This window comes from Arthrobacter sp. NPDC058130, assembly GCF_042884475.1.
Taxonomy (GTDB): Bacteria; Actinomycetota; Actinomycetes; order Actinomycetales; family Micrococcaceae; genus Arthrobacter.
The window spans coordinates 72095-89303 of the sequence record NZ_JBHVTV010000016.1; the positions used below are offsets into that span (position 1 = coordinate 72095).

At 64.9% G+C, this 17209-nt stretch carries 15 protein-coding genes; 7 read left to right on the plus strand and 8 right to left on the minus strand.

Going from position 1 to position 17209, the window contains the following annotated elements; translation table 11 throughout:
- Positions 1-8: 8 nt before the first annotated feature.
- The 4 genes from ACFVTM_RS20825 to ACFVTM_RS20840 all read right to left on the minus strand — a co-directional run bounded on the left by ACFVTM_RS20825 (position 9) and on the right by ACFVTM_RS20840 (position 3146).
- Positions 9-515 (minus strand): LURP-one-related/scramblase family protein, encoded by a 507-nt coding sequence (locus tag ACFVTM_RS20825; RefSeq protein ID WP_390205964.1) that lies wholly within the window; start codon positions 513-515, stop codon positions 9-11.
- Positions 516-599: 84 nt separating this feature from the next.
- On the minus strand, positions 600-1403 hold the full coding sequence (locus ACFVTM_RS20830) for a MetQ/NlpA family ABC transporter substrate-binding protein (RefSeq protein ID WP_390205966.1): 804 nt from the start codon (positions 1401-1403) through the stop codon (positions 600-602).
- Positions 1404-1467: 64 nt separating this feature from the next.
- Positions 1468-2169: a methionine ABC transporter permease gene (locus tag ACFVTM_RS20835; protein ID WP_390205968.1), complete on the minus strand. Its 702-nt coding sequence runs from the start codon at positions 2167-2169 to the stop codon at positions 1468-1470.
- Complete coding sequence (locus ACFVTM_RS20840; RefSeq protein ID WP_390205970.1) at positions 2166-3146, minus strand: methionine ABC transporter ATP-binding protein; 981 nt, start codon at positions 3144-3146, stop codon at positions 2166-2168. Before ACFVTM_RS20840 ends, ACFVTM_RS20835 begins: the two co-directional genes overlap by 4 nt.
- Positions 3147-3506: 360 nt before the next feature.
- On the opposite strand from ACFVTM_RS20840, the gene ACFVTM_RS20845 reads away from it, so the two are divergent.
- Positions 3507-4115, plus strand: a complete 609-nt coding sequence (locus ACFVTM_RS20845) for a TetR/AcrR family transcriptional regulator (RefSeq protein WP_390205971.1) — start codon at positions 3507-3509, stop codon at positions 4113-4115.
- A gap of 2 nt (positions 4116-4117) precedes the next feature.
- Here ACFVTM_RS20845 and ACFVTM_RS20850 read toward each other — a convergent pair whose 3' ends face one another.
- The gene (locus ACFVTM_RS20850; RefSeq protein WP_390205972.1) at positions 4118-5137 is read right to left on the minus strand and encodes an alpha/beta fold hydrolase; all 1020 of its coding nucleotides are present in this window, start codon (positions 5135-5137) and stop codon (positions 4118-4120) included.
- Positions 5138-5304: 167 nt separating this feature from the next.
- Here ACFVTM_RS20850 and ACFVTM_RS20855 point away from each other — a divergent pair, with 167 nt between their 5' ends.
- Positions 5305-6645, plus strand: a complete 1341-nt coding sequence (locus ACFVTM_RS20855; protein WP_390205973.1) for a hypothetical protein — start codon at positions 5305-5307, stop codon at positions 6643-6645.
- A 21-nt stretch (positions 6646-6666) separates the two neighbouring features.
- On the opposite strand, the gene ACFVTM_RS20860 is transcribed toward ACFVTM_RS20855, so the two are convergent.
- Positions 6667-7773 carry a HoxN/HupN/NixA family nickel/cobalt transporter gene (locus ACFVTM_RS20860; RefSeq protein ID WP_390205974.1) on the minus strand — a complete coding sequence of 369 codons (1107 nt, stop codon included), beginning with the start codon at positions 7771-7773 and terminating at the stop codon, positions 6667-6669.
- A gap of 193 nt (positions 7774-7966) precedes the next feature.
- Between ACFVTM_RS20860 and ACFVTM_RS20865 the strand changes: the two genes are divergently transcribed.
- Positions 7967-8482 (plus strand): DinB family protein, encoded by a 516-nt coding sequence (locus ACFVTM_RS20865; protein WP_390205975.1) that lies wholly within the window; start codon positions 7967-7969, stop codon positions 8480-8482.
- Between the two features lie 11 nt (positions 8483-8493).
- Positions 8494-9615: an aminotransferase class V-fold PLP-dependent enzyme gene (locus tag ACFVTM_RS20870; RefSeq protein ID WP_390205977.1), complete on the plus strand. Its 1122-nt coding sequence runs from the start codon at positions 8494-8496 to the stop codon at positions 9613-9615.
- 69 nt (positions 9616-9684) lie between these two features.
- Here the strand turns inward: ACFVTM_RS20870 and ACFVTM_RS20875 are convergent, their stop codons facing one another.
- Positions 9685-10704 (minus strand): Gfo/Idh/MocA family protein, encoded by a 1020-nt coding sequence (locus ACFVTM_RS20875; protein ID WP_390205979.1) that lies wholly within the window; start codon positions 10702-10704, stop codon positions 9685-9687.
- A gap of 106 nt (positions 10705-10810) precedes the next feature.
- Complete coding sequence (locus ACFVTM_RS20880; protein ID WP_390205980.1) at positions 10811-11506, minus strand: maleylpyruvate isomerase family mycothiol-dependent enzyme; 696 nt, start codon at positions 11504-11506, stop codon at positions 10811-10813.
- Between the two features lie 214 nt (positions 11507-11720).
- Here ACFVTM_RS20880 and ACFVTM_RS20885 point away from each other — a divergent pair, with 214 nt between their 5' ends.
- The 3 genes from ACFVTM_RS20885 (at position 11721) to ACFVTM_RS20895 (ending at position 17118) form a co-directional block, all read left to right on the plus strand.
- Positions 11721-12542 carry a nuclease-related domain-containing protein gene (locus tag ACFVTM_RS20885; protein WP_390205981.1) on the plus strand — a complete coding sequence of 274 codons (822 nt, stop codon included), beginning with the start codon at positions 11721-11723 and terminating at the stop codon, positions 12540-12542.
- A 528-nt stretch (positions 12543-13070) separates the two neighbouring features.
- Positions 13071-16493 carry a choice-of-anchor D domain-containing protein gene (locus tag ACFVTM_RS20890; RefSeq protein WP_390205982.1) on the plus strand — a complete coding sequence of 1141 codons (3423 nt, stop codon included), beginning with the start codon at positions 13071-13073 and terminating at the stop codon, positions 16491-16493.
- Positions 16494-16689: 196 nt separating this feature from the next.
- Entirely contained in the window at positions 16690-17118 is a 429-nt protein-coding gene (locus ACFVTM_RS20895) for a nuclear transport factor 2 family protein (protein ID WP_390205983.1), read from the plus strand.
- Positions 17119-17209 lie beyond the last annotated feature (91 nt).

Below are 17209 nucleotides of genomic sequence, written 5' to 3' on the forward strand. Positions count from 1 at the left end.
TCAATGGGCTAGGTTAGCGAGTCGATGGCGACGGTGATTGCCAGGATGAGCGGGACGTCCTCGCCCTCCATGACTTCGACGCCGTAGGACTCACGCACGCGGAACCATTTCTTGGAGATGGTGGCGACTGTGTGGCCGTCGCGCTCGATCTTGTACTCGTGGTCGACGATGTTGCCGTGCGCCTTCAAATCGGCGCCGTCCTTCACATCGATGGCGAAGCGATCCCGGAGCCCGACCAATGCCTTGTGGACCGTCGCCGCGGTGTCGCCGCCGCGCTCGACGTTGACCTTGTCCCGGATCGAGAGCTTGCGCTCCTGGATGCGCGCCACGTCGTTTCCCGAGGCGTCCTCCAGGACGAACGTGTCCCTGACCCGGACGGCCTTGCCGTTGACCTTGTAGGCGCGTCTGCCCTGGTCGTCCTCGATCCAGAAGTCGTCCCCAATCGAGAGCAGTTTCTCGCGCATCTGAAACCGCTGGGCTGCGGGTTCGTCATGCCGGTGCCGTAAAAGTCCCATGCCCTGACCTTAGGACCGGATCGCCGGCCGGCGCCTCACCCGAACCGGATGGTCCGGGTGAGGCGCCAGGGAAGCGCCAACCGGTCAGCTGGCCGGGATCACGAGGCCCTTGAACTTGGTCTGGATGAAATCCTTCATGTCCTGCGAGGTCAGGATCTTGTACAGCTTCTGCACGCGCGGGTCATCCTTCATCTCGGCCTTCACGGCCAGGACGTTGTAGTAGGCGCTGTCCTTGCCCTCGACCAGCAGCTGCTTGTCGGCGCTCAGGCCGGCGGGAAGGGCAAAGGCCAGAGTGACGATTGCCGCGTCCTTGTCATTGAGGGCCTGGGGCAGGCTGGCGTTTTCGATTTCCGTGAACTTGAGGTTCTTCGGGTTCGCCTTGACGTCCTTGAGCGTGATCGGGTTCTCGGTGACCTCGATCAGTCCCTTGGACGCCAGCAGCTTCAGGGCCCGGGATTCATTGGTGGGGTCGTTGGGGATGGCGACCGACGCGCCGTCGGGCAGCGCCGCAAGGTTGGCCACGTCATTGGAGTACAGGGCCATCGGCGGCAGATACACCTTGCCCACGCTGACGAGGTTTTTGCCGGCAGCCTTGTTGTAGGTCTCCATGAACGTGGTGTTCTGGAACAGATTGGCGTCGATGTCGCCGTCGCTCACGGCCGGGTTGGGCGTGTTGTAGTCGCTGAACTCTTTGTACTCCACGGTCAGGCCCTGCTTGGGGGCGAGTTCGCGCTGGACTTGCTTCAGCATGTCCCCGGCCGGCACGGCGAGGGCGCCGACCTTGATGGTCTCGGCCGGACTGCTGGAGGCGCCCGCGCCGCAGGCGGACAGGGCAAGGATGGCGGCCGCGCCGGTAGCGGCGGCCTTAAGGATTTGTGCACGGAACATTGGAACTCTTTCGCAGAAAGGTGGGTGATGGGGAAAGGAAATTGGTGCGTGGCGGCGCCGGCGGCTACCGGTGGGACAGCCGGCGCGCGGCGAAGTTGCCCAGGGACTGGAAGAGCTGTACCAGCAGGACCAGGAGGATGACGACGCCGAACATGTACTCGGGGCTGTACCGCTGGTAGCCGTAGCGGAACGCGACATCCCCGAGGCCGCCGCCGCCCACTGCGCCCACCATGGCCGAGTAGCCGATGAGTCCGACCACGGTGGTGGACAGCCCGAGCGCCAGGGCCGGGACTGCCTCGGCAACCATGACCTTGGTCAGGATGGTCCACCGGGTGGCTCCAAGTGACTGGGCGGCTTCGACGAGTCCCACTGGCACTTCGCGGACACCGATCTCCACCAGCCGGGCGAAGAAGGGAATGCCGGCGATGGTCAGCGGGACAATGGCCGCGGTGGGCCCGATAAAGGACCCGACCAGCAGGCGGGTGAACGGAATGAGCAGGATCATGAGGATGATGAACGGGACGGACCTGCCAATGTTCACCACGACGTCCAGCAGCCGGTTGACGAAGAATCCGAGCGCCCGGCTGCCGAAGAGCTTCGCCAGCAGGCCGCCGGACTCGGTGGTCACAAGCAGGACGCCCGCCGCTAGGCCGAAAACGACAGTGAACAGCAAGCTCAGCCCCACGGTGTAGAACGTCTCACCGGCGCCTTTGAGGATCGTGTCCAGCAGGTCGGACCAGAAGTACGGGTCATTGCGGTCGATCACTTGACTACCTCCACGAAGAGTCCCTGGGAACGGAGATCGGCGACGGCGGCGGCCACGGTCCGCGCGTCACCGGGCAGTTCCAGCCGGGTGCGTCCTGTCTGGAGTCCGCGGACGGTTTCAACCGCCGCCCCCAGAATTCCGACGTCGATGCCATGCTTGCGCGCCAGCTGGGCGATCACGGGCCGGTCGGTGGTGACTCCGCTGAACGTGATGTCAACGATTGCGCCGGATGTCTCCGGGACCTCGCCCATGGGGAACAACGCCTGGCCCAACAGGGAATTCTCTGTCGTCAGCAGCTGTTGCACCGGACCCTGCTCGAGGATCCGCCCTCCGCTCATGACGGCGGCGGAGTCGCAAATCCGCTTGACCACGTCCATCTCGTGCGTGATGAGCAGCACTGTCAGTCCCAGGTCTTTGCTCAGGTTCCGAATGAGATCAAGAATCTGTGCAGTCGTCTCGGGATCCAATGCCGACGTCGCCTCGTCGCTCAGCAGCACCGAGGGGTTGGATGCCAGCGCGCGGGCGATGCCGACTCGCTGTTTCTGCCCGCCGGACAATTGTGCGGGATACGCGGAGGCCTTGCCGTGCAGGCCCACAAGTTCGAGGATCTCGAGGGCCCGGGTGCGCCTCGCCGCACGCGCCGCGCCGGTGATCTCCAAGGACAGTTCCACATTCGCCTGCACGGTCCTGCTGCTGAGCAGATTGAAGTGCTGGAAGATCATGCCGATGTTGTGGCGTGCCGCGCGCAACTCCGCCCCGGACAGGGTGGTCATCTCGCGGCCGTCGACGCTGACGCTCCCCGAATCCGGGAGCTCCAGGGAATTGATGGTGCGGATCAGTGTGCTCTTGCCGGCGCCGCTCTGGCCAACGACGCCGAAAATCTCGCCTCGGGCGACGGACAGTGAGACGTCGTCAAGGGCGCGGACCGCCGTCGTCCCGGAGCCGTAGCTCTTCGAGACCCGGCTGACGGAAATCATGGATAGGGCTCCCTGGTGGCTGGAATCGTCACGGAAGCGCTTCCGCGGAATTGGGTGCGGGCATCGCCCGCACCCAGCCTTAAATTCTTCCAACAAGGAGTTAGTGGCGCAAAATCCGAATATTCACCCTGGAATCACGCTCCTGTTCCACGATAATTCATCCATTTCGAAGCGAAAGGCGCGGAAGGGCCAGCGGTATCCAGAAGTGCCCGGAGAATCGGGAGCACCGCCGTCGCCCGCCACGGCATGAGAGGTTCATCACAGGCGCGTTCTGCGTCATCCTGTCAGGGGTCCGCGCCGGAGCCCCCGCTGGTAACCTGAACATCGTTGTTTGAGTAGTCGGAAAGGCAGGTGGGGCCGGTGCCGGAAGTACGGAAGGAACGCGTCAAGCGTGCGGACGCCGTCCGGAACAGGGATGTCATCATCGAAGCCGCCCTGACGTGCCTGAGTGGGAATCCAGATGCCAGCATGGCTGAGATTGCCCGGGTTGCGGGGGTGGGCAGGGTGACCCTCTACGGACACTTCGCCGACCGGAAGGAACTGGTTGGTGCTGTTTTTGCGAGGACCATGGACCGCGCCGAGGAAGAACTCGCCGCAGTGGACATCGAGCAGGACACCTGGGACTGCCTGCGGGAGCTGGTCCAGTCATCCTGGCGGGTTCTCCAGCAATTCGACTCCCTTATGGCGGCGGCCGGACGATACTATACGGCGGAACAAATCAGGGCCCACCACGACAAGCCCCTTGCGCGGGTGATATCCGTCCTTGAAAAAGGCAGGAGCGAGGGAAGCTTCCGCACCGATCATTCCCTCGCGTGGCAGGCCGCCTGCTTCTACGCCATCCTCCACAGCGCGGCCGCTGAAATCCGGGGCGGCCGACTCGATGAGGTCGCCGCAGCAATCGTCCTTCCGTCAACCATCCGGGCACTTTTAGCCCAGCCGGCCCCGCCGACGGATCACGCTCCGCATTAGGGCTACCCGGCGCCGATCTGGCGCAGGAAATCGCTGATCCTCGCCGCCATGGCCCTGGACTGCGTCCAATGCAGGTAGTGCTCGCCCTCAAGGACAACCAGTTCGTGGCGCCTGACGTTGGCCAACTGCCGTTCGTGCGAAACATACGGTTGCTGGTTCATCGTGTCTTGGGACAGAAAGTCAAGCACTGGAAGGGTATCGGCGTAGCGGACATCCTGGAGCTTGGCCGAGTTCTCGCCCATCCGGAGTGTTTCGTCGGTGACGGCCTGGTTGCCGAAGTTCCAGCTGCTCATGTGACGCATTTGCTGGCGTTCGGCTGCGGTGAACCCGCCGCCGCCAGGCTCGCTGAATCCCAGCGCGGTGGCCCAACGCACCAGGCCTGCCGTCGAAGGCGCATGCGCCCACCAGTAGTCCACTGCCGGCATCTCAGCAGGGCCGGGAGTTGCGTCCTTGGACGTCCGGCCGGCCGGGACGGTGGGGTCGATGCCGATCACCGCGGAAACCTCCGCAGGATATTTGTTCGAGTAATACAGCGTGGAATAGCCGCCAATCGAGTGGCCCAGGAGGATGTACGGCGCGCTGATGCCGAGCTTTGACAGCACTTCATGAAGTTCTTCGGTGATGTTTTCCACGGTCCGCGGCCGGGCAGCCATATCGCTGTAGCCGTAGCCGAATCCCTCAACAACCACTGTTCGGAAGCCGCGTAATTCCCGGACCAGCGGGGCAAAATCGAGCCCGGGGGCGGGGGTCCCGAGCCCGCTGAGCAGCACGATCGTGGGGCCGGCATCGCCGGTTCGACTGACATTGATGGTTCCCTCGCTGATGGAAACCTTCTCGCCGTAGGCGACCGAGGTGGACTTTTCGTGCCATTCCAACAGGAGATTGGCCGACGTCGAGACGACGAGTAAACCGGCCATGATCAGCGCCACCACCCCTGCCGCGCGGAGACGCCGTTTCCACGGATGCCGCCGGAGCGGCGTGTCCGACGCTGAACTGGTGGGGGAGGAACGGCGCGGCAGCATGGCAGGACTCCAGTTACAAAGGGCTGAGGTATGCGGTGCGACGTCTCCGCGCTGAGACCCGGGCGGGTCAGGCACAAATCCATTTAAAGTATGCAGTGCTGTTTGAGATAAAGCTCTGGTAAAATTCCCCCAGCTTTTTACAGCCCGTGCCCACTAGGGTCGGCGGGATGAACCCGCGACGCATCAGGACAGTCATTTCCGCCATCACCGCATTGCTCACGCCCGTCCTCACGGTCGGCTGGTTGGTGGCGGGACTCGCGGCGCCGGCCCAGGCCGCTGGTGCCACGTACTTTGTCAGCTCCTCGGGGAGCGACACCAATTCGGGAACCTCGAGCGCTGCACCGTGGAAGTCGCTGTCAAAGGTCAACTCGACGGTGCTCAAACCCGGCGACACCGTCAGTTTCCGCAGGGGGGACACCTGGACCGGGGGGATTGTGACCACCCAAAGCGGGACTGATGCGGCGCCCATCACCCTGACCGGCTACGGGAGCGGCAGCGCTCCGACCATTACGGGCGGGAAGTCAGGAAACTGCATCAGGATCAACGGCAACTTCACCACAGTTGACGGACTGCGCGGCGTCTCCTGCGGCTACGCTGGCATCAGCGTCACCGGGGACCGCAACACCGTCCGCAACTCCAGCGCATCCAACAATGCCGTGGGAATCAAGGCGGGAACCGGATCCGATTTCGGGAAATACACCGGCAACGCGCTGACCGACAACAACATCATGAACGTCCTGACACAGGGCACAAACTGCGGAACACCCCAGGCAGTGAACTGCAATGACGACTCGGGCGCTTCCGGCGTGCTGGTCAACGGCAACGACAACGAGTTTTCCGGCAACACGGTCAGCGGCTCCACCGCGTTTTCCTACGACTACAACCGCGACGGCGGTTCTTTCGAGATCTACAACGGCAACCGGAATTACATTCACCACAACGTGGCCCTGGACAACAACAACTTCTCCGAGATCGGAAAGTCCTCCGGAACTGCGGACGGCAACACCTACCGCTACAACCTGGTCCGTTCAACCTGCGGTGCCAACTGCGCGCAGGCCAAGGGCCTGATCGCCCGCGGACCGGGGACCTCGTTCGGGCCCACGAACGGCACTGTTTTTGAGTTCAACACCATCTATCTGAACGGGCCGCAGTCCCAGGCCATTGTCTGCCATGCCAGTTGCCCGTCATCGACAGTGATCCGCGGGAACATCCTGGCAGGGGTCAAAAACTCCTTGTGGATCAACGGTTCCGGCTGGACCGAAAAGCAGAACGTCCTCAACGGTCCAGTCAATTTCGTGCCGAACAGTACGTCCACCACTGCCTCTGCCCGGTTCGTGAACGCCCCGGCCGATCTCCACCTGACCGGCACCAGCCCGGCGATCGACCGCGCCGGAACGAGCTCTTCCGCCGTCGACCTCGCAGGACTTGCGGTGCCCCAGGACGGCGACTGCAACGGCACGGCCGCCGCCGACTCGGGGGCCTACGAGTTCGACTCGCCCAACTGCTGACCGCTCCCGCAGGCACCAAACTCAACTGCCGGATTGGGTCCAGCGCTGTTCGATCCGGCCAAATTTCCAGACAGCGAGCGCGACCAGCCAGGTGACCACGAAGAGCCCCACGATGATATAGCCGACGTTTTCCAGCTCCAGTGATCCGATCGCGGCCGCCGGCCCCGACTCGATTCCCAGCTTGTCCGCCAGGAGTCCGGACAGCACGATGACACCCACCACTAGCGCTACAACCACCGATAGCACCGTGACGGTGAGGTTATAGAACACTTTGCGGACGGGTTTGAGGAATGCCCATCCGTAGGCCCTGGACATGAACACGCCGTCGGCGGTGTCAAAGATGCTCATTCCGGCCGCGAAGAGCACCGGCAGGACCAGGATGGCGTACCAGGGCAACGAGAAGGCAGCGGAACCGGCCGCGAGCACGAGCAGGGCCACCTGGGACGCAGTGTCGAAGCCAAGGCCCATCAGTAACCCGACCGGATAGACGTGCCACGGCTTGGCGATCCGCCGGATGGAGCCGCCGAGCAGTCGGGCCAGGAAGCCCCGGTTGTTGAGCTGCCGCTCAAGCTCTGCCTCGTTCAATTCGCCGGTCCGCATCCCGCGGAAAACCCGGACAATGCCAATGACCGAGACCAGGTTCATCAGCCCGATCAGGATCAGAAACGTTCCAGCCACCACGCTTCCGATCAGCCCCAGTGTCTGCATCAGGGCCGAATCCTCGTTTTGCACAGTGCCGGCCAGCGCCCTGACGCCGAATGCCACGAGCAGCGCCGCCCCGAAGACAACGGTCGAGTGCCCCAACGAGAACCAGAAGCCCACACCCAGGGCGGTCTGTCCCTCGCCGACCAGCTTGCGGGTGGTGTTGTCGATGACGGCGATGTGGTCGGCGTCGAAGGCGTGCCGCACTCCCAGCAGGAAAGCGGTAACGCCCAGCCCTACTCCATATACACCGGAGCGGCCCAGGGTGAAGTTCTGTGGAGCCACGGCCAGGATCAGCACGCTCCAGCCGACCACATTGAGCAGGATGACGAAGCCGGTGATGCCGGCGAGATGGAACTTGTCCCGGCGTTCCCAGCGGCCGCTTTTTGGTCGCTCCGGCTGGGCTACAGGCAACAAGTTGCTCATAGTTCGTAAGGGTAGGCGCGGGGGTCCCCGCTGCCAAGACCTCGCTGCTAAGTCCCGGAGGCCAAGACGCTCGGCCCTATCCGCCGACGCGGCCTCCATGCAAGCATGGGGCTCAGCGATCATGCACAGCTCACCGAACATGCACACTCACCGATCATGCACATCTCACCGGACATGCACAGCGAGGGACTTGATGAAATCCAATGAACTGCTGCTCGACTCCTTCGGCCGGATCCATGAGAGCGCTGCCGCCGCCTTGGCGGGGGTGGACGACGCCACGCTGCTCCGCCGGCCGGCCGGCAACGGGAACTCGATGGCCTGGCTCCTCTGGCACCTGGGCAGAGTCGAGGACGCCCAGGTGGCCTCCGCCGCAGGCCTGGACCAGGTCTGGACCTCGCAGGGATTCTTCAGCCGGTTCGACCTGCCGCTTCCCCGGCACGACACCGGTTACGGGCATACGAGCCGCCAGGTTGACGCGGTGCAGGCCCCGCCGGAGCTGTTGCTCGAATACTACGACGCCGTTCACCGGCAGACTGTGGAATATCTGAAGACCCTCGGCGACGACGACTTCGACCGCGTCGTCGACACCCGCTGGGACCCGCCCGTCACGCTCGGGGTGCGGCTGGTCAGCATTGTTGCCGATTGCCTCCAGCATGTGGGGCAGGCGGCGTACGCGAAGGGCCTGGACCCCGGGCGCTCAAACGGCTAGGGAGCAAAGCCATGCACGCCGCCGACATCCGCCAGCTCTTCCCGGGTCTCAAGGACACCATTTACCTCAATACGGCCTCAATGAATGTCGGTTGTGCCCCCGCCAGGGCGGCCTACGAGCTGGCGGTTGAGCGCTGGTCCGCCGGCACCTTCGATTGGCTGGCAGCCGAGCGGGCGGGGGAGGACGCCCGCGCCATGTTCGCGGAGATCGTCGGCGCCACCGCCGCGGACATCGCAATCGTTCCGGCCGTGAGCACAGCCGCCGGGATAGTGGCCGCCAACCTGCCGCCCGCGAAGCGCGGCGAGAACATCGTGGTCGCCGGGAACGAATTCGCCTCGAACTACTATCCGTGGCTGCTGCTTCGGGGCCGCGGCTATGAGGTTCGCACCCTCGCTCCGGACGGCGACGGCACTGTTAGCGCCGACGCTTTCGGCCGGGCGGCCGACGGCGGCACGCGCCTGATCGCCGTCAGCGCGGTGCATTCTGCCAGCGGCTACCGGGCCGACCTTGCCGCGCTCAGCCGGGTCGCTGCCCGCTCCGGCGCCTGGTTCTTCGTCGACGCCTGCCAGGCCGCCGGCGCGGTGCCGCTGGACGTGGTGCGCGACGGCGTGGACTTCCTGGCCGCCGCGAGCCACAAGTTCCTGCTCGGCTCAAGGGGCATGGGCTACCTCTATGTCCGCAGCGGGCTGCTCAACCGACTCCAGCCCGTCGGTCCAGGCTGGAAGGCTGCACGGAACCCGGCCGAGAGTTTCTACGGACCGGCCATGGACCTCTCACCCACGGCCTCGAAGCTCGATGCCTCATTGGCGTGGTTTCCCGCCCTGGCCGAGCAGGCGGCGCTCGGCATTTTCCGCCGCTTCGGCGTTGCTGCCCTGCTCGACCGCAACGCCCGGCTCGCCCTGCGGCTGCAGGATGCCCTGGCAGCGGAGGGCTCCGGCTTCCGCCCCTTCACCGAGGATCACCGCTCGACCATTATTTCCGTGCCGGTGAGGGACACCGAGGCCGTCATGGCGCGTTTCCGCAAGGCCAACGTCGTGGCATCCGTCCGAGAGGGCAGGATCCGGCTGGCCGTGCATTTCTACAATCTGGACGAGGAGATCGATCGCGTGGCCGGGCTCATCGGTACGGGCTGATGGGGTCGGGCTCATGGGATTGGGCTGATCGGAATCAGATGAGCGACGGCGGCCTACATTCCGTCCGACTCAGTCGCTGTCGTAGGCAAGACCGATCTGGCGTCTGACTTCGTCCATTGCCTCCATGACCTGAACGCTCTGCTGGGGCGGCAGGATGTCGTTGGCAAGGGCGTGCGCTCCGATGAGCCGCTCCATTTCCCGAGCCTGGAATTGCATTCCTCGGCCGGTGACCGGCTCATCGAACTGTTCAACGACGTTTCCGTCGGCGTCGTACCGCATGAAGGGCGAGGGCTCGTACCAGACCGACTGGACCTCGATTCTGCCTTCGGTTCCGATGACCGCGGCCCGGTTTGGCCCTGCGGTGTCCAGTGCGGAGTGCAGTACCGCCTGCTGCCCGTCCCCGTATTCGAAGATCATGGCAGTCTGCCGGTCAACACCGGTGCCGGTCATGCTGGCAGCAGCCCGGATGGCGACCGGCGCGCCGAAGACGTCGAAGGCGAAGGACACGGGGTAGATGCCAAGGTCCAGGAGCGCCCCGCCGCCCAGGGCCGGGTTGTTAATGCGGTGCAGGGGATCCTTGGGCAGATTCTGGTTGTGGTCCGCGATCACTGTCCGGACGTCGCCCAATGCACCGGATCGAATCAGCTCACGGATCCGGGCCATGTGCGGCAGATAGCGGGTCCACATGGCCTCAAGTGCGATCAGTCCCATTGACCCGGCGAGCTCCACAATTTCCCCGGCCTGCCGGGCGTTCATGGCGAAGGGCTTTTCAATCAACACGTGTTTGCCCGCGTTCAGGGCCAGCAGCGCATTCTCGTGGTGGAACGGGTGCGGCGTCGAAATGTAGACAACATCGACGTCCGGGTCGGCCACGAGGTCCTCGTAGCTTCCATGGGATGAGGGGACGTTATACCGGGCCGCGAAGTCCCTCGCCGACGCCAGGTTTCTGGAGCCCACAGCCTGGACAAGCGAGCCGTGGTCGATCAGGTCCCGGGTTTGAAGTCCGGCAATGAACCCGGTGCCGAGAATTCCCCACCTGACAACCGGCGTGCTGTCATCTGCGGTACCAGCCGAGTTGTGGTCTGACATGCCTTTGGCTTCCCTTCGGTCAGGTGGCCGCGCAAGCGTCGGGTGACTCCTGGATGGCCCGCAGCTTCCCCGGACGTCTTCGTATCCTATTCCCCAAATCCGGGACTTACGGCGTGAGCGGGCCGCGAAGCACCCGGCGGGCGGCGGCGGCGTCCCCTTCAATGAGAGCGACATCCTCGAGGTTGGACCGGCCCCAAAGACCCATATACATGCCGCGCAGCGGGGCGGTAATGGATGCCACCGCGGGACCCGGTCCGACGGTCCAGCCGGCGGCCCCCGGCACCTGGAAGATCACGCCTTGGTCCGGGTGCGACATCCGCTCCAGTCGCAGTTGGCGCGGCGTGAACATTGCCAGGACCTCGTCCACGCCGTCGAGCATGAAGTCCTCGCCAAGAGCGGGGTACTCCAGATCGAGCGCCTGGCAGGCGTCGATCAGGTGGATGGCGTGTTCGTGGGCCTGGCGCCGAAGCCAGAACCCGGCCCTGCGCGGTGGCGGGCCGAAGTTCCAGCAGTCTTTCTCCGGATCCAGGGCCGTCATTGTCCCGAGGAAGGGTGCCGTTCCCTCGAGAAACCAGGCCGCGGCGTCGACGGCGGGCGGAGCCGTTTCCTCGACGAAAATGCCTTGACGAACCACCGCGGCTGCCCACCGCTCGATGGAGCCGAGATGCCCGAATAGTTGATCGAGAGTCCAGCCGGGGCATGCCGGAACGGCGCGGGAAAGTAGGCCAGCCGGCTGCCGGGCAAGCGCGCTGAGTTGGTCCAGAGACCCAGCCAGTTCGGCCAGGTAGCGATCGGGCGACATGAGATGAGCCTAACGCGACGCGAGGCGGGGGCCCGCGGTGCGCCGCCGTCCCCGGGCCGCGTCCGGGGCACGGCGTAGAGGTTTGGCAGCAGGTTTCCGGAAGCATTGGGCAAGGATTCCGGCGCGCCGGGACCCCTGCCCCGCGGGGTTGGCGCCGGCGGGCTAGGATGCGTCGCATGCGTCCCACACCACAGCCGCGACCACAGTTGCGGCAATGAGCGGCTACGCGGCGCCGGCGCCGCTGACCGAGCGATTTGCGGCCCAGTCCGTGATTGAGGAACTCTTGGCGGTCCAGTCGGGCGTTCCGCCGCGTTCGCTGCCCAGGCGGCTGTTCGGTGCCAGTCCGTTGAGCGACGCGAGCTGGCCCTGGTACCGGGGTGCACTGGGCGAGATTGCCGTGGGCCGGATTCTGGCAGGGCTCGGGCCCGAGTGGCTGGTGCTGCATGCCGTCCCGGTCGGTTCAGGCTGGGCGGATATCGATCATGTGCTGGTGGGTCCTGCCGGCGTCTTCACCGTTAACACCAAGAACCATGCCGGCCAATCGATCTGGGTGGCCGGGCAGACCCTGATGGTGTCGGGAAACAAACTCCGCCACCTCTACAACTCCTCGCGCGAGGCCGCCCGGGCCTCGAACCTGCTCAGCACGGCCACGGGTGCGCCGGTCGACGTCACCGGCGTCGTGGTGATCGTTGAACCCCGGCGGCTCACGATCAGGGAGAAGCCGAGTCAGGTAATCGTGCTGAGCGATCGGCAGCTCCTGGGCTTTCTCCGGCGTCGCCGCGCCGTACTGAGCACCGAACAGGTGGACCGCATAACCACTGCCGCCGTGAAAGCCCGGACCTGGCACACGAAGCCGGCACGGCCAGGCGACGCGGACGAACTCATCCGGAATTTCGCCGCCCTCCGGCGCCTGGTGGATCAGGCACGACGGCGTCGCATCGCCTGGGTTATGGGTGTTCCCGCCCTTAGCTTGTTGGTGCTGGTCGCCGCGGGTCCGCTGGGCGCAGCGATCCAACATGCCTTGATGAACCGGTAGGGGAGTTCCGGCAGCGACGGGCGGCGCTCGCCGCTGCCGCGAAACTACCTTCGGGACCGGAACGCTGAGACCTTCCGCACCCTTTTCGTCCCCGTCGGGGACGCCTCGAACACAGGGCCGCCGCCGTGAGGTGCCGGGGAAGCAAGTAGGCGATCTCGGTCGCCCACGAGGCGGGCAAGTAGCGCCCGAAAAAAGACGGGAATCGCCCCCGAAAAGTCGAGTAGCAACCACTCGCGCGCTGATCAAGACCGGCTTCTAGGCTCCCAATTACTGGGTTAATAAAGTCAATGTAGTGGTCAGAAACGGGTCTCAGCCATGCATGATCAAACAGATTCTTGGGTGTCGTCCGGCCATTTTAAGGGCCGATTGCGCGGTGGACGTAAGGGTGGGGCACCGCACCTCCGGAAACATCGGGCGGACACGAACTTCGCGGCATGGTCCAGGCAACGCGCGTGGTCCCGCGGCGCGTGCGCGTCTCTGCTGTCGGCATCGCTCGCATTCGCCGGACTGTCGCTCAGCGGGTCCGCCGTGGCGGACGTGGGCACTATCGCCCACGATTCCCTGCGGACGGGGTGGGACAAGAACGAACCGGGACTCTCGCCGTCGGCTGTCGCCTCCTCCAACTTTGGCAAACTGTTCTCTACAACCGTGGACGGGCAGGTCTACGCTCAGCCGCTCGTAATAGGCAGCACCGTCATTGCCGCGACGGAGAACAACGCCGTCTATGGACTCAACAGTGAGACGGGTGCGCCGAAGTGGACGCGCAAGCTCGGGCCGGCGTGGCCGGCGTCGACCGTTCATTGCGGTGACCTCACGCCCAACATCGGAATCACGTCCACCCCCGTCTACGACCCTGCAACGAAGAGCGTTTTCCTGCTGGCGAAGACGAATGACGGGGCCAGCAAGCAGTTCCCGCACTGGTACATGCACTCCCTGGACGTTGCGACCGGCGCGGAGAAACCCGGGTTCCCTGTCTCAATCCAAGGCGCCCCGACAAATGACCCCACCCGCCCGTTCAACCCAATGACGGCGATGCAGCGCCCAGGGCTGCTGCTGATGGACGGCGTGGTTTACGCAGGATTCGCCAGCCACTGCGACTACACGCCCTTCGTCGGCTATGTCGTCGGCGTGTCGACCGCCGGCCGGCAGACGACGATGTGGGCCACCGAATCAGGCAACGCCAACGCGGAGGGCGGCATCTGGCACTCCGGCGGTGGGCTGGTGTCCGATGGTCCCGGCCAGATCCTGCTCACCACGGGCAACGGTATTTCCCCGAAGCCCGGCCCCGGTTCGAAGCCGCCCACCACCCTGGCGGAGGCCGTGGTCCGGCTCCGGGTCGGCAGTGACGGCAACCTGAAAGCCACCGACTTCTTCAGCCCGGCCGACAACGCGAAACTGAACCGAAACGACGCCGATCTGGGCTCAGGCGCTCCCGTCGCGATCCCGGACGGCTATGGCACGGCCGCGCACCCGCACCTGCTGGCCCAAATCGGCAAAGACGGCACCATGTACCTGCTGGACCGCGACAACTTGGGCGGCATGGCGCAGGGACCGGGCGGAACCGACGCCGTCCTGGACAAAGCCGGTCCGTACAGCGGAGTGTGGGGCCGGCCCGCGTTTCTTGGGACGCCCAGCGGCGGATACCTTTACATCGTCGAAAGCAACGGGTACCTGAGGGCCTTCAAGCTCGTGCCGGGCGCCAACGGCGGGATCAGCCTGGCGGCCGTCGGAACGTCCGCCGGTACGTTCGGGTTCAGCTCCGGTGCTCCCTCGGTGACGTCGACCGGCACGGACGGGTCCTCGGCCCTGGTCTGGGTGGTCTACGTCAGCGGAGGGACCGGGGCCGATGCGGAACTGCGCGCCTACCGTGCAATCCCGGACAATACCGGGAACCTCAAGGAGGTGTTCAGCGCCCCGCTGGGAATCGGGGCCAAATTCTCCTCGGTTGCCACTGATAAGGGTCGTGTGTACGTCGGCACGCGTGACGGCCACGTGATGGGCTTCGGCGCCCCTACAACATCAGCGGTAGGGGCTAAGGACACCGACCTTGGCAACGCCAAGGTGGGCACCACCGTGACCGGAAGCGTGACGATTACCGCGTCGCGGGCGGTAACGGTCAGTTCCATCACGGCACGCGCCCCGTTCAAGATCGCAACCACGCTCACGCTGCCCCGGAAGTTGGCCAAGGGCGGAAGCATGACGGTACCCGTGAACTTCTCGCCAACGGTACCGGGCCAGGCCGACGGTACCCTGACGGTCAAAACCGCCGACAGCGAGACCGATCTGCTGGGCGTCCACGGCGTCGGCACAAAAGAGGGTCTGGGCGCGACGCCGGCCGTGGTCCAGTTCACCGATGTCCCGACAAAGACGGTCAGCCGGCAGACGGTCAACATCGTCAACACGGGCACAACCGTCGCCAAGATCACCGGCGTCACGTTGCCGGCAAACCGACAGCTCAAAGTCGACTCGGCCACCGTGCCGGTCGTGGGCAAAACCATCCAGCCGCTTGCGTCGATTGCCGTGTCCATGACGTTCAGTCCCACGTCGGCCAGTCCCGTGAACGATACGCTCGTCGTCACCAGCGACCGCGGACGGGTGACCGTCAAGGTGGCCGCTACCGCCGTCTCAGGCGCGGCGCACCTGGAGATACCGCGCACCCTGGACTTCGGTGACGTCCCTGCCGGGACGTCGGTTACCAGGGCTTTCGAGATAAAGAACACCGGCAACGTCCCTATGACCATCACGAAGGCGAAAGCGCCGCAGGGGGTCTTCTCCACCACGACGCCCATCTCCGAGGGCCTGAAGATTCCAGGCGGTGAAACCGCCTACCAGACCGTGACCTTCGCCCCGACGGCCGTCGGGCAAGCAGGGACGAAGGAGACCTTTTACCTCGTCACCGCGGATGACGGCCAAGCTGCCCAGAAAGTCATGCTCACCGGGAACGGTACCGATGACCCCATCGCTGCCTACGGGTGGAAGATCAACGCAGGGCGTCCAGGGTCGAGTCTGGGCAGGTCGCTGACCGCGGAGTACGCCGTAGGCGCGGGCAAGTGCCAGGACTACACCAGGGGAGTGATCTGCTGGTCGCCCAAGACCGGGGCCCATGCAGTCCTCGGTGAGATTTACAAGCGTTACAAGGCCGAGGGTGGCGCCGGAGGTGCCTTCGGCTTCCCGACTTCGGACGAGAAAGTGTCGCCGGATAAGGCGGGGCGGTACAGCGACTTCTCCGGTGCGGGCGGGACTTCGATCTACTATTCACCGACCACCGGAGCACACTCGGTGACCGGCGCGATCCGGTCCAAATGGAGGGCCCTGGGTGCGGAGACGGGACCGCTGGGGTATCCGATCACCGACGAGAAGCGCGCGCCCGACGGGGTGGGAGCGTACAGCCACTTCTCCGGTGCTGACGGGGCATCGATCTACTGGTCACCGACCACCAAGGCGCACTCTGTGACGGGGGAGATCCGCGCCAAGTGGGCGACGCTGGGCTGGGAGAAGGGCCTGGGCTATCCGACTACTGACACGACGGCGTCGTCGGACGGGGTGGGGCGCTACAACCACTTCCTCGGGTCCGGTACACGCACCATTGCCTGGTCGCCGACGACCGGGGCGCACGTTGTCCTGGGTGCCATCCGGGCCAAATGGATGGCGTCGGGTGCGGAGACAGGACAGTTGGGCTATCCGACCACCGACGAGAACGGCACCCCGGACGGGGTGGGAGCGTACAACCACTTCTCCGGTTCGAACGGGGCGTCGATCTATTACACACGGGCCACCGGGGCGCACTCTGTGCAGGGCGTGATCCGTGCCAGGTGGGCGTCGCTCGGCTGGGAGAAGAGCCGTCTGGGTTATCCGACCAGCGACCAGCGCTTGATTCTTACCGGGCGCATCTCGGAATTCCAGCACGGCCGGTTGACCTGGGACAGGATCACCCTGAAAGTGACCGGATAGCTGTATCTAGCCCCGGTTCGGATCCCACCCTGATCAGTCGACTGTCGATTTCACCGAACGCGCCCAGCTCTACGAGCTGGGCGAGTGGGCGTAGATTGGCGGTTGGGCGGGCGGATTTTCCGGCCGCCGTGCGGTCCGTCAACGTGCCGTTGCAGTCGACCGCGCAGGAAACCGAGCCATCCAGAGGAGTCATCCGATGAGCCAAGTTATCCAACGCCTGCTTGCCGCGGTCAATGACCACGACCTCGAGGCAGCAGCAGCGTTGTTCCATGAGTCGTACAAGAGCGTGCAACCGGCCCACCCTGGCCGGGCATTTGTGGGGCGGGCGCAGATGCACGCGAACTGGGCAGCTATGTTCGCTGGCATTCCCGATTTTCACGCAGAAGTGCTCCGTTCAGTGGACGACGCAAACACGACGTGGAGCGAATGGACCTGGGCCGGCACCCGAACAGACGGGCAGCCCTTTGACATGCGCGGCGTGACGATCTTCGAGATTGAGGACGGACTCATTGCGGGCGGAAGTCTCTACATGGAAGAGCTGGAAGGCGAGGCCGTTGGCATCGCAGAGACAGTTGAGAAGCTGACGGGCCGCCTGCCGGACCAGCCATCAGGCTCAGCAGACTGATTCCTAGGCGGCGGGTGCTGCTGTGAGTCTTCCGCGGTGGAGTGTTTTGGCGTGGTGGCGGAGCTGGCGCCGTTGGCGGGATCCTGGCTGG